This is a genomic window from Barrientosiimonas humi (genome assembly GCF_006716095.1).
Lineage (GTDB): Bacteria > Actinomycetota > Actinomycetes > Actinomycetales > Dermatophilaceae > Barrientosiimonas > Barrientosiimonas humi.
Window position 1 is genome coordinate 2,492,088 of the sequence record NZ_VFOK01000001.1, and the last position, 22,911, is coordinate 2,514,998.

24 protein-coding genes are annotated in these 22,911 nt (G+C 71.7%); 11 read left to right on the forward strand and 13 right to left on the reverse strand.

Annotated elements, in window-relative coordinates; genetic code table 11:
- Nucleotides 1-64 precede the first annotated feature (64 nt).
- From FB554_RS11675 to FB554_RS11685, 3 genes are all read right to left on the reverse strand, one after another.
- The gene (locus FB554_RS11675; protein ID WP_211344587.1) at nt 65-805 is read right to left on the reverse strand and encodes an aggregation-promoting factor C-terminal-like domain-containing protein; all 741 of its coding nucleotides are present in this window, start codon (nt 803-805) and stop codon (nt 65-67) included.
- Between the two features lie 475 nt (nt 806-1,280).
- Nucleotides 1,281-2,624 carry a PhoH family protein gene (locus tag FB554_RS11680; protein ID WP_142006276.1) on the reverse strand — a complete coding sequence of 448 codons (1,344 nt, stop codon included), beginning with the start codon at nt 2,622-2,624 and terminating at the stop codon, nt 1,281-1,283.
- A gap of 421 nt (nt 2,625-3,045) precedes the next feature.
- A complete protein-coding gene (locus FB554_RS11685; RefSeq protein WP_142006278.1) occupies nt 3,046-3,810 on the reverse strand; it encodes an isoprenyl transferase in 765 nt (254 codons plus the stop codon).
- Between the two features lie 232 nt (nt 3,811-4,042).
- Here FB554_RS11685 and trhA point away from each other — a divergent pair, with 232 nt between their 5' ends.
- The gene (gene trhA, locus FB554_RS11690) at nt 4,043-4,765 is read left to right on the forward strand and encodes a PAQR family membrane homeostasis protein TrhA (protein ID WP_142006280.1); all 723 of its coding nucleotides are present in this window, start codon (nt 4,043-4,045) and stop codon (nt 4,763-4,765) included.
- On the opposite strand, the gene FB554_RS11695 is transcribed toward trhA, so the two are convergent.
- Together FB554_RS11695 and mca are read right to left on the reverse strand one after the other, a co-directional pair.
- Entirely contained in the window at nt 4,735-5,016 is a 282-nt protein-coding gene (locus FB554_RS11695) for a hypothetical protein (RefSeq protein WP_142006282.1), read from the reverse strand. The genes trhA and FB554_RS11695 overlap by 31 nt on opposite strands.
- Nucleotides 5,013-5,969, reverse strand: coding sequence for a mycothiol conjugate amidase Mca (gene mca / locus FB554_RS11700; protein WP_236022381.1), 957 nt, complete (start codon nt 5,967-5,969; stop codon nt 5,013-5,015). Before mca ends, FB554_RS11695 begins: the two co-directional genes overlap by 4 nt.
- A gap of 142 nt (nt 5,970-6,111) precedes the next feature.
- Here mca and FB554_RS11705 point away from each other — a divergent pair, with 142 nt between their 5' ends.
- Together FB554_RS11705 and greA are read left to right on the forward strand one after the other, a co-directional pair.
- Nucleotides 6,112-6,507, forward strand: coding sequence for a DUF4307 domain-containing protein (locus FB554_RS11705; protein ID WP_170206860.1), 396 nt, complete (start codon nt 6,112-6,114; stop codon nt 6,505-6,507).
- 165 nt (nt 6,508-6,672) lie between these two features.
- Complete coding sequence (gene greA, locus FB554_RS11710; protein WP_142006285.1) at nt 6,673-7,167, forward strand: transcription elongation factor GreA; 495 nt, start codon at nt 6,673-6,675, stop codon at nt 7,165-7,167.
- A 116-nt stretch (nt 7,168-7,283) separates the two neighbouring features.
- Here greA and FB554_RS11715 read toward each other — a convergent pair whose 3' ends face one another.
- From FB554_RS11715 to FB554_RS11730, 4 genes are read right to left on the reverse strand one after another with little or no spacing between them, the layout of a single operon-like run.
- Nucleotides 7,284-8,117, reverse strand: a complete 834-nt coding sequence (locus FB554_RS11715; protein ID WP_142006287.1) for an ABC transporter permease — start codon at nt 8,115-8,117, stop codon at nt 7,284-7,286.
- Complete coding sequence (locus FB554_RS11720; RefSeq protein ID WP_142006288.1) at nt 8,114-9,112, reverse strand: ATP-binding cassette domain-containing protein; 999 nt, start codon at nt 9,110-9,112, stop codon at nt 8,114-8,116. Before FB554_RS11720 ends, FB554_RS11715 begins: the two co-directional genes overlap by 4 nt.
- 54 nt (nt 9,113-9,166) lie before the next feature.
- Nucleotides 9,167-9,367 carry a hypothetical protein gene (locus tag FB554_RS11725; protein ID WP_142006290.1) on the reverse strand — a complete coding sequence of 67 codons (201 nt, stop codon included), beginning with the start codon at nt 9,365-9,367 and terminating at the stop codon, nt 9,167-9,169.
- A gap of 24 nt (nt 9,368-9,391) precedes the next feature.
- Nucleotides 9,392-10,570 carry a cystathionine gamma-synthase gene (locus FB554_RS11730; protein WP_142006292.1) on the reverse strand — a complete coding sequence of 393 codons (1,179 nt, stop codon included), beginning with the start codon at nt 10,568-10,570 and terminating at the stop codon, nt 9,392-9,394.
- 261 nt (nt 10,571-10,831) lie between these two features.
- On the opposite strand from FB554_RS11730, the gene FB554_RS11735 reads away from it, so the two are divergent.
- On the forward strand, nt 10,832-12,031 hold the full coding sequence (locus tag FB554_RS11735) for a class I SAM-dependent methyltransferase (RefSeq protein ID WP_211344588.1): 1,200 nt from the start codon (nt 10,832-10,834) through the stop codon (nt 12,029-12,031).
- Here the strand turns inward: FB554_RS11735 and FB554_RS11740 are convergent.
- From FB554_RS11740 to FB554_RS11750, 3 genes are read right to left on the reverse strand one after another with little or no spacing between them, the layout of a single operon-like run.
- Complete coding sequence (locus tag FB554_RS11740) at nt 12,018-12,803, reverse strand: alpha/beta fold hydrolase (RefSeq protein WP_142006296.1); 786 nt, start codon at nt 12,801-12,803, stop codon at nt 12,018-12,020. The two genes, FB554_RS11735 and FB554_RS11740, sit on opposite strands and share 14 nt — an antisense overlap.
- 53 nt (nt 12,804-12,856) lie before the next feature.
- Nucleotides 12,857-15,883 carry a glycine--tRNA ligase gene (locus FB554_RS11745; RefSeq protein ID WP_142006298.1) on the reverse strand — a complete coding sequence of 1,009 codons (3,027 nt, stop codon included), beginning with the start codon at nt 15,881-15,883 and terminating at the stop codon, nt 12,857-12,859.
- Between the two features lie 25 nt (nt 15,884-15,908).
- Nucleotides 15,909-16,937 carry a GNAT family N-acetyltransferase gene (locus FB554_RS11750; RefSeq protein ID WP_142006300.1) on the reverse strand — a complete coding sequence of 343 codons (1,029 nt, stop codon included), beginning with the start codon at nt 16,935-16,937 and terminating at the stop codon, nt 15,909-15,911.
- Nucleotides 16,938-17,013: 76 nt separating this feature from the next.
- Between FB554_RS11750 and FB554_RS11755 the strand changes: the two genes are divergently transcribed.
- From FB554_RS11755 to msrA, 3 genes are all read left to right on the forward strand, one after another.
- Nucleotides 17,014-17,541 carry a DUF6328 family protein gene (locus FB554_RS11755; protein ID WP_142006302.1) on the forward strand — a complete coding sequence of 176 codons (528 nt, stop codon included), beginning with the start codon at nt 17,014-17,016 and terminating at the stop codon, nt 17,539-17,541.
- A 99-nt stretch (nt 17,542-17,640) separates the two neighbouring features.
- Nucleotides 17,641-18,102 carry a lamin tail domain-containing protein gene (locus tag FB554_RS11760; RefSeq protein ID WP_142006304.1) on the forward strand — a complete coding sequence of 154 codons (462 nt, stop codon included), beginning with the start codon at nt 17,641-17,643 and terminating at the stop codon, nt 18,100-18,102.
- Between the two features lie 77 nt (nt 18,103-18,179).
- Complete coding sequence (gene msrA / locus FB554_RS11765) at nt 18,180-18,884, forward strand: peptide-methionine (S)-S-oxide reductase MsrA (RefSeq protein WP_170206861.1); 705 nt, start codon at nt 18,180-18,182, stop codon at nt 18,882-18,884.
- Nucleotides 18,885-18,958: 74 nt separating this feature from the next.
- Here the strand turns inward: msrA and FB554_RS11770 are convergent, their stop codons facing one another.
- Complete coding sequence (locus FB554_RS11770; protein ID WP_142006307.1) at nt 18,959-19,375, reverse strand: CBS domain-containing protein; 417 nt, start codon at nt 19,373-19,375, stop codon at nt 18,959-18,961.
- Between the two features lie 129 nt (nt 19,376-19,504).
- On the opposite strand from FB554_RS11770, the gene FB554_RS11775 reads away from it, so the two are divergent.
- From FB554_RS11775 to FB554_RS11790, 4 genes are all read left to right on the forward strand, one after another.
- A complete protein-coding gene (locus tag FB554_RS11775; RefSeq protein WP_142006309.1) occupies nt 19,505-20,719 on the forward strand; it encodes a DUF4185 domain-containing protein in 1,215 nt (404 codons plus the stop codon).
- A 108-nt stretch (nt 20,720-20,827) separates the two neighbouring features.
- The gene (locus FB554_RS11780; protein ID WP_142006310.1) at nt 20,828-21,661 is read left to right on the forward strand and encodes a transglutaminase-like domain-containing protein; all 834 of its coding nucleotides are present in this window, start codon (nt 20,828-20,830) and stop codon (nt 21,659-21,661) included.
- A gap of 73 nt (nt 21,662-21,734) precedes the next feature.
- On the forward strand, nt 21,735-22,253 hold the full coding sequence (locus FB554_RS11785; protein WP_142006313.1) for a ferritin: 519 nt from the start codon (nt 21,735-21,737) through the stop codon (nt 22,251-22,253).
- Nucleotides 22,250-22,735, forward strand: a complete 486-nt coding sequence (locus FB554_RS11790) for a phosphoribosyltransferase (RefSeq protein WP_142006315.1) — start codon at nt 22,250-22,252, stop codon at nt 22,733-22,735. The genes FB554_RS11785 and FB554_RS11790 overlap by 4 nt, the downstream gene beginning before the upstream one ends.
- Nucleotides 22,736-22,911 lie beyond the last annotated feature (176 nt).

The following is a 22,911-nucleotide window of genomic DNA, read 5'->3' on the forward strand; positions in this document are numbered from 1 at the left end:
ACGATGCCGACGGGCGCGCAGCGAAGCAGGCGCCGGTCGGAGGAGGAGCCGAGCCAGAAGGAACTCAGTACCAGTGGGGGTTCTTGGAGTTCCAGAACGCGAGGGCGCCGCACGGGCTGCCGTACGACTGCTTGATGTAGGTCAGGCCCCACTCGATCTGGGTGGCGGGGTTGGTGCGCCAGTCCGGCCCGGCCGAGGCCATCTTGCCGGCGGGCAGCGACTGCGGGATGCCGTAGGCGCCCGAGGTCGGGTTGGTCGCGTTCACGCGCCAGTTGCTCTCGCCGACCCACAGCTGGTCGAGGCAGCCGAACTGGCCCTGGCCCCAGCCGTACTGGCTGAGCATGCCGCGCGCGATGGTGCGCGGGTCGCCGCTGACGACCGGGCGCTCGGCGTCGCGCGAGACGCGGTCGGCGCCCTGCGTGCGCGGCTCCTCGGTGGGCTCGGTGTCGAGCTTGTTGATCGCCGCGGCGCGTGCCTTGGCGGCCTTGGCGCTCTTGGACCGGGCCGACGCCTGTCGCTTGGCCTGCTCGCCGCGCGCCTTGCGCGAGGCCGCCTCGCGGGCGCCGCGCGCCTTCGCCTTGGCGCCGGCGGTGCCGTTCTCGTCGAGGCTGGTCACGCCGGCGCTGTGCGCCCGCGGCATCCCCATCGCGGCCTCCGGCGCGGCGGCGGCACGGTCGAAGCTGAACCCCGTGGAGTAGCCGGCGGCGCTGACGGCGAGCGCCGACAGGGTGGCGGTGGCCGCGACCGAGGGGCGGCGCAGCGGGTGACGCCGCTTGGCGCGGTGACGACCGACGTGACGGGACATGCGGGAAGGACCTCCTGGCGTCATGCGACGCCAGGGATGCGCCGATGTGCCGTTCTGCTGCGAACATGACTGCTGGCCACGGGGCCGTAACCATTTCGTGACCAGCGCGACCACCATGCCGGAAGCCGCCGCGGATGTCCAACCGGGGCCGAGCCCGCGCGACCCACGCTCGCATGAAACCGGGTTATGTGGCCCTGACCTCGATGCATCAGGGTCAGACGCACGAAACCCGGTTTCATGCACGGGATCTCGACGTACGCCGGTGCCGGCTGCGCGTGATCCCACCACCGCCCAGGGCTCTCGTCACACGTCGGAGTCTTCGCGACGCGCTCCTCATCCCTGGGCGGTGCCGACGCTGCGCGTGATCCCACCACCGCCCAGGGCTCTCGTCACACGTCGGAGTCTTCGCGACGTGCTCCTCATCCCTGGGCGGTGCCGACGCTACGCGTGAGCCCACCACCGCCCAGGGCTCTCGTCACACGTCGGAGCCCTCCAGCAGGTCCGTCACCAGCGCCGCGATGGGGCTGCGCTCGGAGCGGTGCAGCGTGACGTGGCCGAACAGCGGGTGGCCCTTGAGCTTCTCGATGACTGCGGCGACGCCGTCGTGCCGGCCGACCCGCAGGTTGTCGCGCTGCGCCACGTCGTGGGTCAGCACCACGCGGGAGTTCTGCCCCACCCGCGACAGCACCGTCAGCAACACGTTGCGCTCCAGCGACTGCGCCTCGTCGACCACGACGAACGCGTCGTGCAGCGACCTGCCCCGGATGTGGGTCAGCGGCAGCACCTCGAGCAGCTCACGGTCGACGACCTCCTCGACCACCTCGCGCGAGCACACCGCCCCCAGCGTGTCGAACACCGCCTGGGCCCACGGGCCCATCTTCTCGTTCTCGGTGCCGGGCAGGTATCCGAGCTCCTGGCCGCCGACGGCGTACAGCGGGCGGAAGACGATGACCTTGCGGTGCTGCCGACGCTCCATGACCGCCTCGAGCCCGGCGCACAGCGCGAGCGCCGACTTGCCGGTGCCGGCGCGCCCGCCCAGCGACACGATGCCCACGTCCGGGTCCAGCAGCAGGTCCAGCGCGATGCGCTGCTCGGCGCTGCGCCCGTGCAGACCGAACGCGTCACGATCACCCCGCACCAGGCGTACGGACTTGTCGGCCATGACCCGGCCCAGCGCGCTCCCCCGCCCGCCGAGCAGCACCACGCCCGTGTTGCAGGGGAGGTCGGCGGCCTGCGCCAGCTCCACCCGGCTGTCCTCGTAGAGCGTGTCGAGCTCGGCGTCGGTGGCCTCCAGCTCCTGGATGCCGGTCCAGCCGGAGTCGACCGCGAGCTCGGCGCGGTACTCCTCGGCCGGCAGCCCCACCGCCGAGGCCTTGACCCGCATCGGCAGGTCCTTCGAGACGACCGTGACGTCGTGCCCCTCGTTGGCGAGGTTGCGCGACACCGCGAGGATGCGCGTGTCGTTGTCGCCCAGCCGGAACCCGGCCGGCAGCGACTCGGGGTCGGTGTGGTTCAGCTCGACGCGCAGCGACCCGCCGTCACCGATCGGCACCGGCGAGTCCAGCTGACCGTGCTCGACCCGCAGCTCGTCGAGGATCCGCAGCGCCTGCCGCGCGAAGTAGCCCAGCTCCGGGTGGTGACGTTTGGCCTCCAGCTCGGTCACGACCACGACCGGGAGCACCACCTCGTGCTCGGCGAACCGGGTCATCGCCCGGGGGTCGGAGAGCAGCACCGAGGTGTCGAGCACGAACGTGCGCTGCGAGGGTGCCGTGGACGCGGATGCCTGCGAGGAACGGGAGGACTGCCGGGCAGATGCCATGGTCGAATCTCCTTGCCGCCGCGGGCGATTCCCGCGTCGGCCTACTCTCGGACGAGGTGCCGGGACCGAGCCCCCACGAGACGGTGGAGCCGGTGCCGGCCCTCCGTCCGGAGCAACGTTCGCTCCATGTGATGGGCCTCCCGAACACGAGGACGGGTGTTCTCGTGTCGCTGCCGACGCTACGACCTCCGCGCCCTTGCACCGCATATCCGGACGGCGTGGCGCCGACCTTTCGACGCACGTTCGTACGCCGTTCACCGCCTGCCGTGATCACCCCGCCGGCGAGCGCTCCGACCACCCAGCCCATTTCGTACGACAACGCACGATCTGAGAAGCCCGCCCCCGGGATCCCGGGCCGGCTCTCCACATTTCGGACGTCAACGCACGATCTGCGCCGACCGCTTCGTCAGCCGCCGAACCCTCAGGCGCCGAACCGCCGCTCCCGCTCGGCGTACGCCCGCAGCGCGCGCAAGAAGTCGACGCGGCGGAAGTCGGGCCAGTAGGCCTCGCAGAAGTAGAACTCCGAGTGCGTGCTCTGCCACAGCAGGAAGCCGCCGAGCCGCTGCTCGCCCGAGGTGCGGATCACCAGGTCGGGGTCGGGCTGGCCCTTGGTGTAGAGGTGCCCGGCGATGGTGTCGACGTCGATGACCTCGGCAAGCTCCTCGAGCGTGGTGCCGCGCGACGCGTGCTCCTGCAGCAGCGAGCGCACCGCGTCGGCGATCTCCTGCCGCCCGCCGTAGCCCACCGCGATGTTGACCACCAGCCCGTCGACCTCGCGGGTGGCGTCGGCCGCCGACTTCAGCTTCAGGGTCGTCTGCTGCGGCAGCAGGTCGAGCGCGCCCACGGCGTTGATCCGCCAGCGCTTCTCCCCCGCCAGGTCGCTCACGACGTCCTCGATGATCGTGAGCAGCGGCGCCAGCTCGGCCTGCGGGCGGTTGAGGTTGTCGGTCGACAGCAGCCACAGCGTGACGACCTCGACACCCACCTCCTCGCACCACCCGAGGAAGGGCTTGATGTTGTCGGCGCCCGCGCGGTGCCCGGTCTGCGTGTCGTGGCCGCGCAGCTTGGCCCAGCGCCGGTTGCCGTCGAGCATCACCCCGACGTGCCGCGGCAGCTTCTCGGTCGGGAGCGAGCGGCTGAGATTGCGTTCGTACGCCCGATACAACAGATCGAACGGCCCTGCCATCTCCAGCTCCTGACTGTTCACCGACGCCCCCAGCACCGTACCCCTCGCCACCCTTCGCCCGCCGGTCACCGTGCGCACCCGCAGGCAACCCGCACACCCGGCCGGCCCTGAGATCCCCGGCCCGAGCACGTGAGCTTCGCAGACACTGACGCAGCCGAGCGCCGGTCGGTTGCAGCCTGGTCGCCACGGTGCGTGCGGCCGGCTCCCAGCCGCACGCCGTACTCTTCGGTACATGGCCCGCACCGGAGACGCCGTCGCCGAGACGCTCGATCAGGCGAGCGAGTCTGCGCGCGAGCTCGCGGCGTACGTCAAGCCCCGGCTGCGCGGGTGGCTGCACCTGGGCATGGCGCCGCTGGCGCTGGCGGCCTCGATCGTGCTCATCGTGCTGGCGCCGACCACGCGCGGCCGCATCGGCGCGCTGGTCTTCGGGATCTCGGCGGTGCTGCTGTTCACCACCTCGGCCGTCTATCACCGGGGTCGCTGGTCACCGCGCGTGCTGGCCGTGCTGAAGCGGTGGGACCACTCCAACATCTTCCTGATCATCGCCGGCACCTACACGCCGTTCGCGCTCACCCTGCTGCCGCCCGACCAGGCCCGCACGCTGCTGATCATCGTCTGGTCCGGGGCGCTGGTCGGGGTGGCCTTCCGCATCCTGTGGGTCGGGGCGCCGCGCTGGCTCTACGTCCCGGTGTACGTCGCGCTCGGCTGGGTGGCGGTGTTCTACTTCGGGCCGATGCTGCAGCACGGCGGCGTCGCCGTGGTCGCGCTGATCGCGACCGGCGGGCTGCTGTACACGCTCGGCGCCGTGGTCTACGGCCTCAAGCGGCCCGACCCCTCACCCCGCTGGTTCGGCTTCCACGAGGTGTTCCACACCTTCACGGTGCTGGCGTTCGTCGCGCACTACGTCGCGGCGTCGCTCGCGATCTACTCCGGGGCGTCGGGCGCGCTGGCCTGAGCGACGGGCCGCTTCCCGTCGGTCTCCGGCCGCTCCGGGCCGTACCACCGCTGCAGCGGCATCCCGGGCTTCCACCCGCCCGCGTCCTCGCCGCGCTCGGCGCGCTCGACCTCGTCGCGGTAGCGAATGCGCCGCATCGTGTTGTTCATGCTGCGGAAGATCCACCAGCAGGCGAGCGACATCGTGAACAGCACGATGAAGCCCACCAGACCGGCGGTCGTGGTGACGCTCTCGATGCTCTCGTTGTTCATCGGGCCTCCTCGGGCACCCTCTCGCGCACGTCGTCGACGACGAGCTGCTGCCCGCCGCGCGTCGCGCGCTCGTCGGCCTCGGCGGTGGTGCCGAGCCCGGCGAACAGGTCGTCCTCGTCCCCGTCGTCGGGGAGGGGGACGTAAGACAGTGTCAGGTCGAAGTCCTCGGTGGGCCAGACCTGGGCCTGCATCTCGCGCGAGATGCGGAAGAAGTTGCCGTCGGGGTCGACCTGCGTGGCGTGCGCGAGCAGCGCCCGCTCCCGCTGCTCGAAGTAGTCGGCGACCTGCACCCGGGTGGTGATCCGCCCCTCGGGCCGGTCCTTCCACCCCGCGATCCACTCGGCGTACGGCGACTCCTCGCCGGCCGAGATCAGCGCCTCGTGGAAGGCCTCGAGCTTGGCGCGGGAGAACCCCCGGTCGTAGTAGAGCTTCAGCGGCTGCCAGGCCGGCCCGGCGTGCGGGTAGGCCTCGGGGTCGCCGGCCGCGCGGAACGCGGCGACCGACACCACGTGGCACATGATGTGGTCGGGGTGGGGGTAGCCACCGTTCTCGTCGTACGTCGTCATCACGTGCGGGCGGAAGCGCCGCACCTCGCGCACGAGGGCCTCGACGGTGATGTCGAGCGGCTCGAGCGCGAAGCAGCCCTCGGGCAGCGGCGGCAGCGGGTCGCCCTCGGGGAGCCCGGAGTCGACGAAGCCGAGCCAGTGGTGGTCGATGCCGAGGATCTCGGCGGCCGCGGCCATCTCGCGCCGGCGCACCTCGGGCAGCTCGCGCAGGATCTGCGGGTCGTCCTGCAGCCGCGGGTTGAGCACGTCGCCGCGCTCCCCGCCGGTGCACGAGACGACGAGCACCTCGTGGCCCTCCGCGACGTACTTGGCGAGGGTGGCGGCGCCCTTGCTCGACTCGTCGTCGGGGTGGGCGTGGACCGCCATCAGACGCATCCGCTCGGCCACGTGAGGTTCCTTCCTGGTGCACTCGTTGCAGCGCTCCCGCGGGGCACTCGGCTCGCCCGCAGGATCGCCACCTATCCTCTCACTGCGCACCGACCGACCCTGCGCCGGTGGCCATCGACCTCCCCCTCTGCAAGGAGCCCGCGTGCCCATCCCCCGTCCCGCGCCCGAGCAGCGACGCTGGTGGATCTTCGGCACCATCGCGATCACCCTCGCGGTCGCGGTGACGGTGTGGTTCGGCATCTCGGCGTCGAGCGGCATCTCCTGGCAGGACACCGGGCGCACCACGGTGGACGACCGCACGGTCCAGGTCCGGTTCGACGTCATCGACCCGGAGAACGGCCCGGTGACCTGCACGCTGGTCGCCCTCGCTCCCGACAAGTCCACCGTGGGACGGCGCACCGTCGCGCTGCCCGCGAGCCGGTTCGAGTCCACCCGCCACGTCGTGGAGGTCAAGACCACCCAGCGGGCCGTCGCCACCACGGTCGAGTCGTGCCAGCGCACCCCGACCGACACCCCCGGGGTGACCCCCCGCAGCTGACCGCGGGGAATGGCCATCGAGCCGTTCGCTGTTAGACTTGTCAGTTCAACCACGGTCTGGGCTGGCCTTGACGTCGACTCGTCGTCGTAGGCGCCATCCCGGACCGCGTTGTTTGTGCCGGGTGGTTCGCCACCCGGCCTACGTTCATTCCCAAGGAGACCAACCGTGACCGACACCGCCAACACCTCGGCAAGCTTCCTGACCCAGGACGCCTACGACCGGCTGAAGGCTGAGCTGGAGCACCTCTCCGGCGAGGGTCGCACCGACATCGCCAAGCGCATCGAGGCCGCCCGCGACGAGGGTGACCTCAAGGAGAACGGCGGCTACCACGCGGCCAAGGAGGAGCAGGGCAAGATGGAGGCCCGCATCCGCCAGCTCGAGTCGCTGCTGCGCGACGCCATCGTCGGCGAGGCCCCCAAGGACGACGGGATCGTCGAGCCCGGCATGGTCGTGACCGTCGAGATGTTCGGCGACGAGGAGAAGTTCCTGCTCGGCAGCCGCGAGATCGCCGGCGACAGCGAGCTCGACGTCTACTCCGAGAAGTCGCCGCTCGGCGCGGCCATCATGGGCAAGAAGAAGGGCGAGTCCGCCGAGTACGAAGCGCCCAACGGCAAGACCGTCAAGGTCAAGATCCTCGACGCGACGCCCTACACCGACTGAGGGTCGCAGCGTCCGGCGCGGGCCGAGACACCGAAGAATGCGCGAGGCGTACAGGAATTCCTGTACGCCTCGCGCATTCGTGGGGTCCCGCTTCGGCGACGATGCCGCCGCACCGGTTACCGCGCGACGGCCCGCTGGTACATCCGGATCGACAGCGGGACGAAGATCGCCAGGATCAGCGCGATCCAGCCGAGGGTGTAGATCTCGGCGTTGCGCAGCGCCCAGGTGTACTCGATCGTCGCGAGCCGCTGCTCCTGGCTCACGCCCGGTTGCCCGGGCAGAGCGAACAGGTTGCCGAAGTTCTCGCGGGCGGCATGGGTCAGCGTCGACACCGGGTTCCACCCGGCGATCGCCTTGAGCACCGCCGGCATCTGCTCGCTCGGCACGAACGTGTTGGCGATGAACGTCAGCGGGAAGATCACGATGAACGAGGCGTTGTTGACGATCTCGGGCGTGCGCACCGCGAGGCCGACGAACGCCATGATCCAGCTGAACGCGTAGGCGAACAGCAGCATCAGGCCGTACGCCACCACGGCCCCCGCGATCCCCTCGCGGATGCGCCAGCCGATGGCCAGCCCGGTGAGGGTCATGACGACGAGCACGACGACGTTGGTGAGCAGGTCGGACAGGGTCCGCCCGAAGAGCACGGCGCCGGGGTGCATCGGCAGCGTGCGGAAGCGGTCGATGACGCCCTTCTGCATGTCTTCGGCCATGCCCCACCCGGTGAGGGTGGCGCCGAAGATGATCGTCTGGGTGAAGATGCCGCACATCAGGAACTCGCGGTATCCGGCGTTGTTGCCGGGGCCGGCGAGGCTGCCGAAGACGTAGCCGAACAGCAGGATGAACATGATCGGCTGCAGCGTGGTGAAGACCAGCAGGTCGGGCACCCGCTTGATCTTGATCAGGTTGCGCCGGGTGACGGTCCAGGCGTCGGGGACGAGCGTGCTCATGAGCTGACCTCCTGCTGCTGGTCGGCCCCAGCCTCGGCGTCGTCGGTGGCGTCCTCGGCGCGGTGGCCGGTGAGGGACAGGAAGGCGTCGTCCAGCGTGGGGCGACGGATCCCGATGTCCTGCACGGCGATGCCCGCGTCGTCGAGCGCCCGGACCCCCCGCAGCAGGGAGTCGGTGCCGCCGGAGACCGGCACGGTGAGGGTGCGGGTGTGCTCGTCGAGGTCGGGCTGGTCGCCCGCGCCGACCTGGCCCAGCAGCGAGCGCGCCTCGCCGAGCCGGGTCGCGTCGGCGATGGTGACGTGCAGCCGCGAGCCGCCCACCTGGTCCTTGAGCTGGTCGGCCGTGCCCTCGGCGATGACCTTGCCCTGGTCGACCACGACGATGTTGTCGGCCAGCCGGTCGGCCTCCTCGAGGTACTGCGTGGTGAGCAGCACGGAGGTGCCGCCGCGCACCAGGTCGGCGATGACGTCCCACATGTCGCCGCGGCTGCGCGGGTCGAGGCCCGTGGTCGGCTCGTCGAGGAAGATCACCGGCGGGTTGGCGACCAGCGCGCCCGCGAGGTCGAGCCGGCGCCGCATGCCGCCGGAGTAGGTCTTGGCGGGGCGGTCGGCCGCGTCCTCGAGGCGGAACTGCGCGAGCAGCTCGCGGGTGCGTGCCTTCGCGGCCGGCCCCGACAGGTGATAGAGACGCGCGACCATCTCGAGGTTCTCGAAGCCGCTGAGGTACTCGTCGACCGCGGCGTACTGCCCGCTGACGCCGATGCGCCGGCGCACCTCGCCGGGCTGGCGCACGACGTCGGCCCCGGCCACGGTCGCGTGGCCCGAGTCGGGCTTGATCAGGGTGGTGAGCATGCGCACCGTCGTGGTCTTGCCGGCCCCGTTCGGGCCCAGCACTCCCAGGACGCTTCCCTCGGGCACGCGCAACGAGATCCCGTCGGCGGCCTTCACGTCGCCGTAGTGCTTCTTGAGCCCCTCGGCGGTCACTGAATCGGTCACGGCTCAGAGCATGACACCCCCCACGGACAGCGTGTGTCCGCGGGTAGCAACGATTCAGGTGAGCCAGGTCACGAGCGCGACCACCGCGGCCACCAGGCCGTAGGCCGCGATGCCCATCAGCGCCAGACCGAGGAACTGCAGCGGCCGGCTGCCGGTGCGGCGCGCGTGGTCGAACAGCGCCCAGCCGCCACCGGCGAACGCGGCGACGAGGATCAGCACCCCGACGACCGCGAGCAGCCCGGTCATGAACGTCATCGCCAGCACCCCCGAGCCATCAGGTCAGCCCATGGCCTGCTCGAGGTCGGCGACGAGGTCGTCGACGTCCTCGATGCCGACCGAGAGCCGGATCAGGTCGCTCGGGACCTCCAGCTCGGTGCCCGCGACGCTCGCGTGGGTCATCCGGCCCGGGTGCTCGATGAGCGACTCGACGCCCCCGAGCGACTCCCCCAGGATCCACAGCTTGGTGGAGCCGACGATGTCCAGCGCGCGCTGCTCGCCACCCTCGACCTGGAAACTGACCATGCCGCCGAACCGGCGCATCTGCTTCGCGGCGACGTCGTGGCCCGGGTGGGAGTCGAGCCCGGGGTAGTTCACGTGCGTGACGTCGCTGCGGCTGCGCAGGAACTCGACGACCCGCTCGGCGTTGTCGCAGTGCCGCTCCATGCGCACGGCGAGCGTCTTCAGCCCGCGCAGGGTGAGCCAGGAGTCCATCGGGCCGGCGACGCCGCCCATGGAGTTCTGGTGGAACGCGATGCGCTCGGCCGCGTCGGCGTACTCCGGGACGGCGATCTGCGGTGCGACCACGACCGCGCCGCCGACGACGTCGGAGTGGCCACCGACGTACTTCGTGGTGGAGTGCACGACGATGTCGGCGCCCAGCGCGATCGGCTGCTGCAGGTAGGGCGAGGCGAAGGTGTTGTCGACGACCAGCAGCGCCCCGGCCTCGTGCGCGATCTCGGCGATGGCGGCGATGTCGGCGATGCCGAGCAGCGGGTTGGTGGGCGTCTCGAGCCAGATCATCTTCGTCACGCCGGGGCGGATCTCGCCGCGGATCGCGTCGGGCTGGGAGACCTTCGCGAGGCTGTGGTCGACGCCCCAGCGCTGCTGCACCTTGGCGACCAGGCGGTAGGTGCCGCCGTACGCGTCGGTCGGCACCACCATGTGGTCACCCGGCCCGAGCAGCCCGCGCATGATCGCGTCCTCGCCCGCCAGACCCGACGCGAACGCGAATCCCCTTGCCCCGCTTTCGAGGTCGGCGATGCACTCCTCGAGCGCGGTGCGCGTGGGGTTCGCCGAGCGGGAGTACTCATACCCCTCGCGGAAGCCGCCGACACCGTCCTGCTTGTACGTCGACGTCTGGTAGATCGCCGGCACGACGGCGCCGGTGCGCGGGTCGGGCTCCTGCCCCGCATGGATGGCGCGGGTGGAGAAGCCCTGACGGGAGGTCTGGTCGGTCATGGACCCAGGCTATGCGGCGGCCCACCATCCCGGTCGAGGCGCCCGATCATGCCGGTCGAGCAGGGCCGCCCATGCAGGTCGAGCAGGCCGCGAGGGACGAGCGGCCGTATCGAGACCCCCGAGGCGGACAGTTCGACAGGAAGAACGCGGCGTGCGCCCCGAGATCCCGCGGGAGCACGCGGGACTCGGCTCGTTCGTCCTGTCCAGATGTACGCCGGCGTCGCGCGCGAACCCCGGTTCGCCCCGGGTTACCGTCGACAGGTGCCCTCCCCCGCCGTCCCTGAGTACGCCGACCTCGCCCCGCTCCTGCTCGACCCCGAGCGTCTGGTGCGGGCGGTCGCCGGTGGCGCCCTGCGCGGGTCCGAGCCGCCGGCCTACCACCGGGTCGAGCTGCGCTACGTCGACCTCAAGGCCGGCCGCCGGCTGCAGGTGCAGCGCTTCGACGCGACGCAGGCGCACACCAGCAACCACGACGCCGAGGCCGCGACCGGCGAGGTCGAGGGCCTGCTGAGCCAGGCGTACGGCCACTGGCACGTGGAGACCACCGGCGGCGACCACGCGGTCCGGGTCAACAAGAAGGGGCGCGCGGTCGTGCAGCGATCCAGGGCCGCGACCGCCACCGTCGACCGCAGCCACGACCGCGCCAAGCGGCGCTGGCTCGCCGAGGACGACCCGGTGTTCGCCGCGCTCGGCATCGCCACCGCCGACGGCACGATCAAGCCGTCGCGCCGCGACAAGTTCACCCAGGTGCAGGACTTCCTCGCCACGCTCGAGCCGGTGCTCGACGCCGCCGTGGCCGCCGCGGGCGACGGCCCGCTGCGGGTGGTCGACCTCGGCTGCGGCAACGCCTACCTCACGTTCGCGGCCTACCGATATCTGCGCGAGGTGCGCGGCCTTGACGTGCACGTCACCGGCGTCGACAGCAAGGCGCAGTCGCGTGAGCACAACTCGCTCGTCGCCGAGAACCTCGGCGCCGCAACGGATCTCACGTTCGTCCAGGGGATGATCGGCGAGACCGAGCTGGACCAGGAGCCGCACCTGGTGATGGCGCTGCACGCGTGCGACACCGCGACCGACGACGCCCTCGCCCAGGCGGTGCGGTGGGCGGCGCCCGTGGTCGTGGCGGCGCCGTGCTGCCACCACGACCTGCAACGCCAGCTCGACGCGCAGACGGTCCCCGGGCCGTACGCCCTGCTCACCCGGCACGGCATCCTGCGCGAGCGGATGGCCGACGTGCTCACCGACGGGCTGCGCGCGGCGCTGCTGCGCCAGCAGGGGTACCGCACCGAGGTCATCGAGTTCGTCGACAGCAAGCACACCCCGCGCAACGCGATCATCCGCGCGGTGCGCACCGGCTCGGCCGCCACCGCGGACGACCGGCAGGCGTACGCCGACCTGTGCCGGCAGTGGGGCGTCACCCCTCGCCTGGAGTCCGCGCTCGGTCCGCTCAGCTCCCCCTGACGAGTGCCGTGAGCTGCGCGGTCACCCTCGGCTGCGTCAGCAGCGGCACGCCGTGCTCGTCCCCCGGGACGACGAGCACGCTCGCGCGCGGCAGCGCCGCGGCATCGGCCCGCACCTCCGACTCGGGCACGTCGGGGTCCTGCGCCGCCACCACCGACAGCACCGGCTGGCGCACCTTCGGCAGATAGCCCGCGAGGGCCGTCGGGTCGCCCCGGTTCCACACCTTCGCGCAGCTCAGCACGCCCACGGCGTCGATGTCCGCGGACGAGGCCGCCTCGATCAGTCCCAGGCACCCGCCGCGGGACCCGCCGATCACGACGACGCGATCGGCGCCCTGCGCCCTGGCCCCGGCCACGACGCCGCGCAGCTCCCGCTGCCGGTCGGCGAGCGGACCGTCCGGCGTCGCGTAGTCGTACGCCACGACGGTGGTGCCGTCCTCGACCAGGGTCTTGGCGTAGTCGGCCCAGTCGCAGGCGGTCCCGTCGGCCGTGTTGACGAAGACCACCGCGGTGGCGCCCCGGCCGGTCACGGTGGCGTTGGTGCCGTGCGCGCCCGGGAGCGACCGGCCGCCGGGCAGGCAGGCCAGGGACGGCGCAGAGGTCGACGGGGAGGCAGGCGGGCCTGTCGCCGGGGAGGAAGCGGCGGTCGCGGGCCCGGAGGCCGACCCCGCGGCGGGGCGGTCGTCACCCGACCCGCAGGCCGCGAGGCCGCCCGCCGCGACCGTCGCCAGGGCGACCCGACCGAGGAACCGTGCTGCTGCGAAGGAGTCCATCCCTCAGCATGGCCCAGCTCGGCCCATATGACTAGAGTGACATAGAGGCGGTGCTAGAGCGCCGAGTCGAGCGCCTTCCAGTCGATGCCGGCCGGCGCCCGGTCGACGATGGTCTGCAGGAGCCCGAGCCGCGCGGCCCGCACCTGCTCGTCGGGGTCCATCACCAGCACGTCGTCGAAGAACGTCGTGAGCGGCGCGACCAGCCGGTGCGCGTCGGGCAGCCACGCCGGGAGCCCGTCGCGGGCGTGGTCGGGCAGCTCCTCGACGTAGACCGCGAGGGCGTCCTCGGCGTCGGAGGCCAGCAGCGCCCGGTCGTACGTCGGCGCGGTCTCCGCGGGCACGATGCGGGTGATCCGCTGCACGGCCTCGACGGTCGGCGCCAGCTGCGGGTCGCCGGCCAGCTGCTGGATGTCGCGCAGCGCCTGCTCGGCGGTGCCGGGAGCGTCGGCGAGCGCCTGCACGGCGTTGACGAGCCCCACGGGCACGCCCTCGTCGCGCAGCGCCTGCCCGAACCGGCCGACCACGAACTCCGTTGCGCTCTCGACGGATTCGTCGCTGACGTCGACGCCCTGCTGCTTGAGGCGGTCAGCGGCGGCGGTCAGTCCGCGCTCGACGGTGATCGACGCCAGCGCCGGCTGCGCACGCAGGATGTTGACGACGCCCAGCGCCGCCCGCCGCAGGGCGAACGGGTCGGACGACCCGGTGGGCTTGGCGCCGATCGCGAACATCGCGGCCAGCAGGTCGAAGCGGTCGGCGAGCGCCAGGAGCGCGCCCGGCGTGGAGTCAGGCAGGGCGTCGCCGGTCGAGCGGGGCAGCTCCATCTGCCACAGCGCTTCGGCCACGGCGGCGGGTTCGCCTGCGCGAGAGGCATATTCGCGGGCCATCGTGCCGGCGAGCGACGACAGCTCGACCACCATCTGCGACGACAGGTCGAACTTCGCGAGCTCCCCCGCGCGTGCCAGGGTCGACCGCTCGTCGGCGTCCAGCTCGACGTCGGCGGCGAGCGCGGTGGCCACGTCGCGGATGCGGTCGGCCCGGTCGGCCATCGACCCGATGCGGTCCTCGAAGGTCAGCTTGGAGATGCCCGACCGCAGGTCGGCGAGCGGCACCTTGAGGTCGCTGTCGAAGAAGAACGCGGCGTCCTCGTATCGCGCGCGCAGCACCGACTCGTTGCCGGCGCGCACCAGGTCCTCGTCGACCTCGCCGTTGGTCATGGTGACGAAGTGCGGCATGAGCGCGCCGGACTCGTCGCGCACCGGGAGGTATCGCTGGTGCTTGCGCATCACGGTCGTGAGGATCTGCTCGGGCAGCTCGAGGTACTTCGGACCGAACGACCCGAGGATGCCGCGCGGCTCCTCGACGAGGTTGGTGATCTCGTCGACCAGCGCCGCCTCGGCCTCGACGTCGACGGTGCCGCCGACGCCGCGGGCCAGCTCGGTGGCCTGCTCGACGACCAGCTCGCGGCGCTTCGCCGGGTCGAGCACCAGCCCGTGCGTCTCGAGGGTGTTGCGCAGACCGGCCGCGTCGTCGACGCGGACCAGCGGCGTGGCGTCGGTGCGCCGGACGTACGTCGTCCGCCCCGCGCGCAGACCCGACACCTGCGCGGGCACGACGGTCTCGCCCCACAGCGCCACCAGCCACCGGATCGGGCGGCTGTAGCTCAGCTGCGGGTCGCTCCACCGCATGTTCTTGTCGGCGCGCAGCGACCCGACGACGTCGGCGACCAGCGCCGACATCACCTCGAGCACGTCGCGTCCCTGCTCGCTGATGCGCACGGCGACGTGCTCGACCCCGTCGAACTCGGCCCGCTCCAGGTCTTCGACGGCGACCTTCTGCCCGCGGGCGAAGCCCTCGCCGGCCTTGGTCGGGTTGCCCTCGCCGTCGTACGCCGCGCTCACCTTCGGGCCCTTGCGCAGCGTCTCCGCGTCGGGCTCGCGCGCCGACAGCCCCGCGACGGTCGCGACGATGCGCCGCGGCGTGCCGACGACCTCGATCGCGCCGTGCGTGAGGCGGGTGGCGGCCAGCCCGTCGGTGAGCGCCTGGCGCACCTGGTCGATGGCCTGCCCGACGACGTGCGGCGGCAGCTCCTCGACGCCGATCTCGAGCGCGAAGTCCTGCGCGTCGGTGGGCAGCGAGGCGGCCTCGGGCGCCTCGGGCTCCTCCGGCCGCGGCGGCATGACGGCCGACCCGACCTGGATCTGGCCGAGGTCGGCCTTGAGCAGCGGGAAGTCCAGCTCCTCGCGCCGCTCGACCCACAGCTGCCCGACCTCGCGGGCCAGCCGGCGCATGAGCGAGAACGACTTGGCCCGCTCGGTCGTGGACACCGCGCCGCGTGCGTCGAGCACGTTGAACGCGTGCGAGCTCTTCAGCACGTACGTCCACGCCGGCACCGGCAGCCGGGCGTCGATCAGCCGCTGGGCCTCGGTCGTGTAGTGCTCGAACAGGTCCTGGTTGGCACCGATGTCGGCGTCGTCGAGGTAGTAGCGCGACATCTCGTACTCGCTCTGCCCGAACACCTCGCCATAGGTGAGGCCGGGGGCGTACTGCATGTCCTTGAAGTGGCTGACGCCCTGCTGGGCCATCATGATCCGCTCGATGCCGTAGGTGAGCTCGACGCTCACCGGGTCGAGGTTCTGCCCGCCCACCTGCTGGAAGTAGGTGAACTGGGTGACCTCCATGCCGTCGAGCCAGACCTCCCAGCCGAGCCCCCACGCGCCGATCGCCGGCTGCTGCCAGTTGTCCTCGACGAAGCGCACGTCGTGCGCGCGGATGTCGATGCCGAGCGCCTCGAGCGACTCCAGGTAGAGCTCCTGCGGGTTGCCCGGGTCGGGCTTGAGGATCACCTGGAACTGGGTGTGCGTCTGCAGTCGGTTCGGGTTCTCGCCGTAGCGGCTGTCGTCGGGTCGCACCGACGGCTCGACGTACGCCACCCGCCAGGGCTCGGGACCCAGCACCCGCATGACGGTGGCCGGGTTCATCGTGCCGGCGCCCACCTCGGTGTTGAACGGCTGCACGACCATGCAGCCGCGGTCGGTCCAGAACTTCTGCAGGCGGATGAGGGCGTCTTGCACTGTCAGCACGCGTGCAGGCTATCGGGCTGACGGACTAGTGCAGCCGCCGCTCCCACACCCGCAGGTAGCCCTCCGGGCGGTATCCCAGCTCGGTGTTCACCGCGAGCATGTGCCGGTTGTCGTCGGCGTTCCAGGTGCGCACCCGGGTCACCTGCGGCAGCGCCTGCTGCAGCTCCAGGGCCGCGGCCGCCTTGACCCGCAACCCCAGCCGGTTGCCCCTCGCCTCGCGCAGCACGAGCGTGTCGTGCTGGTAGGCCAGGGTCGGCTCGTGCCCGGGCACCTGCAGCACCGTGAACGCGACCAGCCCGCCGGTCGACCCGTCGCGCGCGACGGCGGTCAGCGAGCGCCGGCCGGCGTCGGCCGCCCAGCGGTAGTTGCGCTCGACGCGGGCGACGTCCCAGACCTCCTCCTCGAAGCTGGTCTCCCCGAGCGGGGCGTCGGTGCTCATCCGCTGCTCCAGCACCGCGAGGTCGGCCAGCCACTCCTGCGGCGGCAGGTCCCACGCCGTCTCGACGGTGAAGGCGGCGGCGTCCTCGACCCCGTCCCCACCGGCGTACGCCCGGAGCAGCTCGGCGTCCGCGGGCAGCGGCATCGCGCTGCGCACCGTCGTCTGCGCGTCGACGAATCCCCTTGGCGCAGCGAAGAACTGGCCGGACTCGTCCTGCGCCCCGGCGACCCATTCGGTGTCGGCCTGCACGACCGTACGGCCTGCCGCCCGTGCCGACGCGAGCGCGTCGTCGAGCAGCATCGACCCGATGCCCTCGCGCCGCCGTTCCGGCCGCACCGTGAGCATCAGGAAGGCCAGCGACAGGTTGTCCTGCGACGGCATCGCGAGCGCGGTCATCCCGACGACGTCGCCGCCGTCGAGCGCGACACGGTCGACGAAGCGATAGCCCGGCACGGCGCGCTTGCCCCGCAGCTCGGCCTCGGTCCACCCGCTGTGCTCGTCGCCGAAGACCGCCCGGGAGGCCGCGGTGTGCGCCCCCACCAGGCCCGTCAGCAGCCGGCGCTGCTCGGGGTCCTCGGACAGGGCGTCGACCGGCACGATCTGTACGTCAGGCATGCCGGCACCCTGGCACCCGACCCGCTGCCGCGGCCAACGACTTTTCCCGGCGCCGCGACGCCGCCACGATGGGGCCATGCCCGAGCAGCAGCCGCCCCTTCCACCCCCGGACGACACCGGTCTGGTCGGCGGGCGCCGCGAGACCGCGAACGAGCGGCTCGACCGCAACTGGATCGAGCTGCTGCAGGAGCTGCGGGTCGCCCAGACCGGCGTGCAGATCCTGATGGGCTTCCTGCTGATCGTGCCGTTCCAGTCCCGCTTCGCCGACCTCGACGACCTCACCCGGGTGGCCTACATCCTGGCCGTCAGCTTCGCCGGGCTCACCGTGGCGCTGCTCATCGCGCCGGTCAGCGCCCACCGGATGCTGTTCCGCCGCCGCGAGAAGGACGTGCTGGTCGACGCCGGCGACCGGGTCGCCAAGCTCGGCCTCGGGACCCTGGCGGTCACCATCGTGCTGGTGATCTTCCTGGTGTTCAGCGTGGTGCTGGGCCAGACCGCCGCCTGGGTCGCCGCGGTCGTGGCCGCCGCGACCTTCGCCGGCACCTGGGTGCTGTTCCCGTTCTTCGCCGCCCGCGCCGCCCGCCGACGGCGCGCGACGAGCTGAGCTCGACGAATCTCGCCGAAACCCGGACGACGCCCGCGAGGCCGGGATAGGATTCGCCCCGTCGGACAGGGGGTCCGACCTCTCACCCCAAGGAAAATCATGCGTCGCTTCGTCGCTGCGCTGGCTGCTGCCTGCGCGCTCACCGTCTCCGTCTCGGCCAACTCCACGGCCGAGGCGGCTCTCCCGCCGGTCAAGTTCGGCACCTTCGTGGCCGACCCGGCCGGCGCCGACCTCCCGATCAGCACCACCAAGCTGAACGCGGAGTTCATCCGGCTGACCAACACCACGACCCGGTCGATCGTCATGACCGGCTACACCGTGCGCGACAACGGCGACGCACACATCTACCGGTTCCCCAGCGGCTACACGATCGGCTCCAAGCGCACCGTGACCCTGCACACCGGCACGGGCCGCAACACCAGCACCGACCTCTACTGGGGCCGCACCTCGCAGTACGTCTGGAACAACACCGGCGACACGGCTCGGCTGCTCAGCCCGACCGGCCGCCTGGTGCACAGCTGCACCTACACCCAGGTCGCCAGCGGCACGAAGTACTGCTGAGCGCGACGGGGCCACAGCTCCCCCTCCGCGACCCGCCGCCCGGGAAGGATCCCGGGCGGCGGGTCGTTGGACCAGACATGATCTTCGGACTCGGCCGCAGCACGCAGATGGTGTCCCCCGACGAGGCCCTCCCGGGTCGTCCCGACCCGCTGCCCGGCATCCCCGACACGCACGAGGTGCTCGGCACGTCCATGCACGGACCGTGGCCCGACGGCACCGAGGTGATGTACGTCGCGATGGGCTGCTTCTGGGGTGCCGAGCGCATCTTCTGGCAGCAGCCGGGCGTGGTCACCACCGCCGCCGGCTACATGGGCGGCTACACGCCCAACCCGACGTACGAGGAGACCTGCACCGGTCGCACCGGCCACACCGAGGCCGTGCTCGTGGCGTACGACCCGAGCCGGACCGACGCCGAGACGCTGCTCAAGGCGTTCTGGGAGAACCACGACCCCACCACCGCCAACCGGCAGGGCAACGACGTCGGCACGCAGTACCGCTCGGCGATCTACTGGACCACCCCCGGCCAGCAGGCGGCGGCCGAGGCGACGCGCGAGGCGTTCCAGCAGGTGCTCACCGACCACGGCCACGGGGAGATCTCGACCGAGCTGCGCCCGGCGAGCGAGGCGGGCGAGTTCTTCTACGCCGAGGACTACCACCAGCAGTACCTCCACAAGAACCCCGGCGGCTACTGCAACCACGGCCCCAACGGCCTGACCTGCCCCACCGGTCTGGTGCGCCAGGACGAGCTGCCCAGCCAGCAGTCCGTCCGCCCCGCCGACTGACCCTGCAGGTGCGACTCTGATCCGTCGCACCCGCGGGGCCGTGCGCACCCGCCCGGACCCGCGCGTACGCCGGCTCAGCCCTGCGAGATCGCGCGCACCACGTCGCCGGTCTGCTCGGCGCTCAGCTCGCGGGCGACGTCGGCCTGGCTGATCACGCCGACCAGCTCCTCGCCGTCGAGCACGGGGAGGCGGCGCACCTGGTTGTCCGACAGCGCCTGCATGACCGCCTGGGCGTCGTCGTCGGCCGACACGGTGACCACGGTGCTGCTGGCGACGTCGGCCACCCGCGCGTCGTCGGGGTTGGCGCCCTCGGCGACGCTCTTGACCACGATGTCGCGGTCGGTGACGACGCCGACCACCTTGCCGTTGTCGTCCTTCACCGGCATCGAGCCGACGTTGCTGGTCTTCAGCGCCTGCGCGGCGACGGTGAGCGAGTCGCTCTCCTGCAGGAACTCGGCGGGGCTGGTCATGAGGTCACGAGCGGTTGCCATCTGAACTCTCCAGACTGCCGGCCGTGGACCCGGATGGGGTCGCGGGGCGACCGGCCCTAGGCACGGTAGTGGCGCAGACCACCAGGCGCCACGGTCCCAACCTACGGTCGAGAAGGCGATGATGGAGGGATGAACAGCGCCCCCGGCCGGCGGGGCCGACGACGCGCGGCGCGCGCCCTCGGCGCCGGGTTGGTCGCCGCCCTGCTCGCGTCGTGCGGTCTGGTCGACGGCGACCGCAGCGGCAGCTCCACGCCGACCGACCCCAACGCCTACCGCATGGAGCCCGCGTGCGGCCCGGCACCCGCCGAGTTCCCGGTGAGCGCCGAGATCGTCAACCGCGTGGTCTCCAGCAACTCGACGCTGCCCGCGTGGGAGGCCGGCGACATCGGCGCGAGCGCCCGCCTCTCCGACAACCGGCTGGTGTGGGTGTTCGGCGACACCGTGCGCGGCGACGACTACATCCCCAAGATCGTCGCGAACTCGATGCTGCTGTCCTCGGGTCTGTGCCTCTCGCAGGTGATGACGCGGTTCGACCAGCCGATCATCCCCGACGTGTCCGAGAAGGTCGTCCACTGGCCGATGTCGGTCGCGCGGCTGGACCCCGCGAAGATCAAGGACCCCGCGGTGCCGCCCGGCACCAGCGACATCCTCGTGGTCTTCACCGGCCGCATCGAGCGCGGCACCCAGAACGCCCTGGACTTCCGCTACCTCGGCTTCTCCGCCACGATCTTCACGGTCCGGCGCGGCGAGGCGCCGCAGCGGGTGCTGACGCTGGAGATCACCCCCGACCGCACCAACCAGGACCAGATCCACTGGGGAGCGGCCGCGATGGTCGACCAGGGCTGGTACTACGTCTACGGCAGCCGCCTCCCGAAGGGTTCGTTCGGCCGCGAGCTGTACGTCGGTCGCGCCCCCGTGGCCCGCCCGGCCGTGCGCTCGGGCTGGCAGTTCTGGGACGGCAAGCGCTGGCAGTCCGACCTCGAGAAGGCCCGGCCGGTGCTCCCGGCCAGCGAGGGCGTGTCGCAGACGCTGTCGGTCAGCCGCACCCACGGGCAGTACGTCGTCGTCTCCAAGAAGGACGGCGACCTCGGCGACTTCGTCTACACCTGGTCCTCCCGCTCCCCCACCGGCCCGTGGCGCGGGCGCAAGGGCGTCAAGGCGCCGTACGGCGTCAACCAGGACGAGCTGCAGTACGCCCCGCTCGGCCACCCGGAGATCCCGCTGGAGTCGGGCAAGCTGCTGGTGTCGATCTCGCGCAACACGACCGACCTGACCAAGCTGCTGCGCGAGCCCGAGCAGGTCGGCCGCCCGGTCTTCACCGAGATCGAGATCCCGCCGCTGTGACCGCCCACCCCAAGGGCGGGGAAGCCCGGGCCGCGCGGCTGAGCGCCGCCCCGGCGCGCTAGTTTGCAAGAGCCCCGCACCGTCTCGTCCGCCCCCTGGAGGGAGAGCATGTCCACCCGCCGGCTGCAGCTGGGCTGCACCTTCCGCTACTCCGCGACCAACCCCACCGCCGCGATCTTCCAGGTGAAGGCGGCCGGCTCCCCGCGCATCACGGTGAGCGAGGAGTCGTTCGCGTGGGACGGCGAGGCCCCGCTGCACCACTACGCCGACCTGTTCGACAACCCGTGCACCCGCACGACGCTGCCGACGGGAGTGTCGACGCTGACGTACTCCGCGGTGGCGCAGGTGCCCGACGAGCTGGACGAGATCGACGAGAACGCCGAGGAGGTCCCGCCGGCGCTGCTGCCCGACGACGTGCTCGTCTACACCCTCGCCAGCCGCTTCTGCCAGCCCGACATCCTGGGCCAGCAGGCCTGGCGCCGGTTCGGCGGGATGAAGCCCGGCTGGGGCCGGGTGCAGGCGGTGGTCGACTTCGTGCACCAGCACCTGGCGTACACCACCGGCTCGACCAACGCGACGGCCACCTCGGTCGACACCTTCGCGACCGGGCTCGGCGTCTGCCGCGACTTCGCGCACCTGTCGATCACGATGCTGCGCGCGCTCAACATCCCGGCGCGCTACGTGCACGGCTACCTGCCCGTGCTCGACGGCGCCCCGCAGCCGCCGGTCATGGACTTCCACGCCTGGACCCAGGTGTGGCTCGACGGGCGCTGGTGGGACGTCGACGCCCGGTGGAACCGCCGGTTCAAGGGCCGCACGGTCATCGGGCAGGGTCGCGACGCGGCCGACGTGGCGATGGTGACGACGTACGGCGCTCCCTGGCTGCAGCTGATGACGGTCACCTGCCACGAGCTCCCGGACGACGCCGGCCAGGCAAACTGAGCCTTCCCAAACTGGACTGAGGCCAGCCTAGCCACGCTATCGCGGCGGGAATCGCGTGGTTACAGTCCTTCGTATGAAGCTCGCACCCTCTCTCGAAACGGCATTCAACGCGCAGATCACCCTCGAGTTCGAGGCGTCGATGGTCTATCGGCAGCTGGCGATCGAGATGGAGATCCGCGACCTCCCCGGCATGGCCGCGTGGCTGCGCCACCAGGCCGACGAGGAGATCGTCCACGCCAACAAGTTCATCAACCACCTGGCCGACCGCGACAACCACCCGGCCATCGGCCAGATCAACGCGCCGTCGGTCGAGGCGACCACGCCCCTGCAGGTGTTCGAGGCGGCGTACGCCCACGAGCAGAAGGTCTCCCAGGCCATCCGCGACCTCTACCTCGCGGCCGAGAAGGAGAGCGACCTCGACTCGCGCCCGCTGCTCAACTGGTTCCTGGAGGAGCAGGTCGAGGAGGAGGCCACGGTCAGCGAGATCGTCGCCCACCTCGAGCTGATCAAGGACGACGGCCCCGGCCTGCTGCGCCTCGACGAGGAGCTCGGCAACCGCCCGACCAGCACCACCGAGACCGGCGAAGCGTGAGCACCGACGTCGCCCGGGAGGTCCTCACCTGGGACGCCTTCGGGCAGGCCTCGCGCGACCTGGCGCAGGAGGTCGTCGACGACGGCTTCCGCCCCGACCTGATCCTCGGGATCGCGCGCGGCGGCCTCCTCCCGGCCGGCACGATCAGCTACGCGCTCGGCATCAAGAACCTGCACGTCATCAACGTCGAGTTCTACACCGGCGTCAACGAGCGGCTCGAGATGCCGGTCATGCTGCCGCCGGTGCCGCAGGCGGTCGACCTGTCGGCCAAGTCGGTGCTCATCGTCGACGACGTCGCCGACACCGGCGGCACCCTGCAGCTGGTGCGCGACTTCTGCACCGAGCACGTCGCCGACGCGCGCTGCGCGGTGATCTTCGAGAAGGACCGCTCGGCCGTGAAGTGCGAGTACGTCTGGAAGCGCACCAACGACTGGATCGACTTCCCCTGGTCGGACAAGCCGGTGATCACGGCCACCTCCTAGCCACCGGCCGCGCCCCGCACGACGACGGCGGCCCACATCCGACGACGGCGGCACAGAAAACTTCTGTGCCGCCGTCGTGGTTTCTGTGCCGCCGTCGACGATGCCGGGCGGGTGAGCCTGCGAGCCCGCCCGGAGGAGGAGACGCGGCAAGACAACACAGCCTGGTCCGCCGTCGT

Bases quoted from the DNA above. Each gene is read 5' to 3' on its own strand.
- FB554_RS11675 (WP_211344587.1), bottom strand. From the start codon at position 805: ATGTCCCGTCACGTCGGTCGTCACCGCGCCAAGCGGCGTCACCCGCTG.
- FB554_RS11680 (WP_142006276.1), bottom strand. From the start codon at position 2,624: ATGGCATCTGCCCGGCAGTCCTCCCGTTCCTCGCAGGCATCCGCGTCC.
- FB554_RS11685 (WP_142006278.1), bottom strand. From the start codon at position 3,810: ATGGCAGGGCCGTTCGATCTGTTGTATCGGGCGTACGAACGCAATCTC.
- trhA (WP_142006280.1), top strand. From the start codon at position 4,043: ATGGCCCGCACCGGAGACGCCGTCGCCGAGACGCTCGATCAGGCGAGC.
- FB554_RS11695 (WP_142006282.1), bottom strand. From the start codon at position 5,016: ATGAACAACGAGAGCATCGAGAGCGTCACCACGACCGCCGGTCTGGTG.
- FB554_RS11715 (WP_142006287.1), bottom strand. From the start codon at position 8,117: ATGAGCACGCTCGTCCCCGACGCCTGGACCGTCACCCGGCGCAACCTG.
- FB554_RS11725 (WP_142006290.1), bottom strand. From the start codon at position 9,367: ATGACGTTCATGACCGGGCTGCTCGCGGTCGTCGGGGTGCTGATCCTC.
- FB554_RS11730 (WP_142006292.1), bottom strand. From the start codon at position 10,570: ATGACCGACCAGACCTCCCGTCAGGGCTTCTCCACCCGCGCCATCCAT.
- FB554_RS11740 (WP_142006296.1), bottom strand. From the start codon at position 12,803: ATGGACTCCTTCGCAGCAGCACGGTTCCTCGGTCGGGTCGCCCTGGCG.
- FB554_RS11750 (WP_142006300.1), bottom strand. From the start codon at position 16,937: ATGCCTGACGTACAGATCGTGCCGGTCGACGCCCTGTCCGAGGACCCC.
- FB554_RS11755 (WP_142006302.1), top strand. From the start codon at position 17,014: ATGCCCGAGCAGCAGCCGCCCCTTCCACCCCCGGACGACACCGGTCTG.
- FB554_RS11760 (WP_142006304.1), top strand. From the start codon at position 17,641: ATGCGTCGCTTCGTCGCTGCGCTGGCTGCTGCCTGCGCGCTCACCGTC.
- msrA (WP_170206861.1), top strand. From the start codon at position 18,180: ATGATCTTCGGACTCGGCCGCAGCACGCAGATGGTGTCCCCCGACGAG.
- FB554_RS11770 (WP_142006307.1), bottom strand. From the start codon at position 19,375: ATGGCAACCGCTCGTGACCTCATGACCAGCCCCGCCGAGTTCCTGCAG.
- FB554_RS11775 (WP_142006309.1), top strand. From the start codon at position 19,505: ATGAACAGCGCCCCCGGCCGGCGGGGCCGACGACGCGCGGCGCGCGCC.
- FB554_RS11780 (WP_142006310.1), top strand. From the start codon at position 20,828: ATGTCCACCCGCCGGCTGCAGCTGGGCTGCACCTTCCGCTACTCCGCG.
- FB554_RS11785 (WP_142006313.1), top strand. From the start codon at position 21,735: ATGAAGCTCGCACCCTCTCTCGAAACGGCATTCAACGCGCAGATCACC.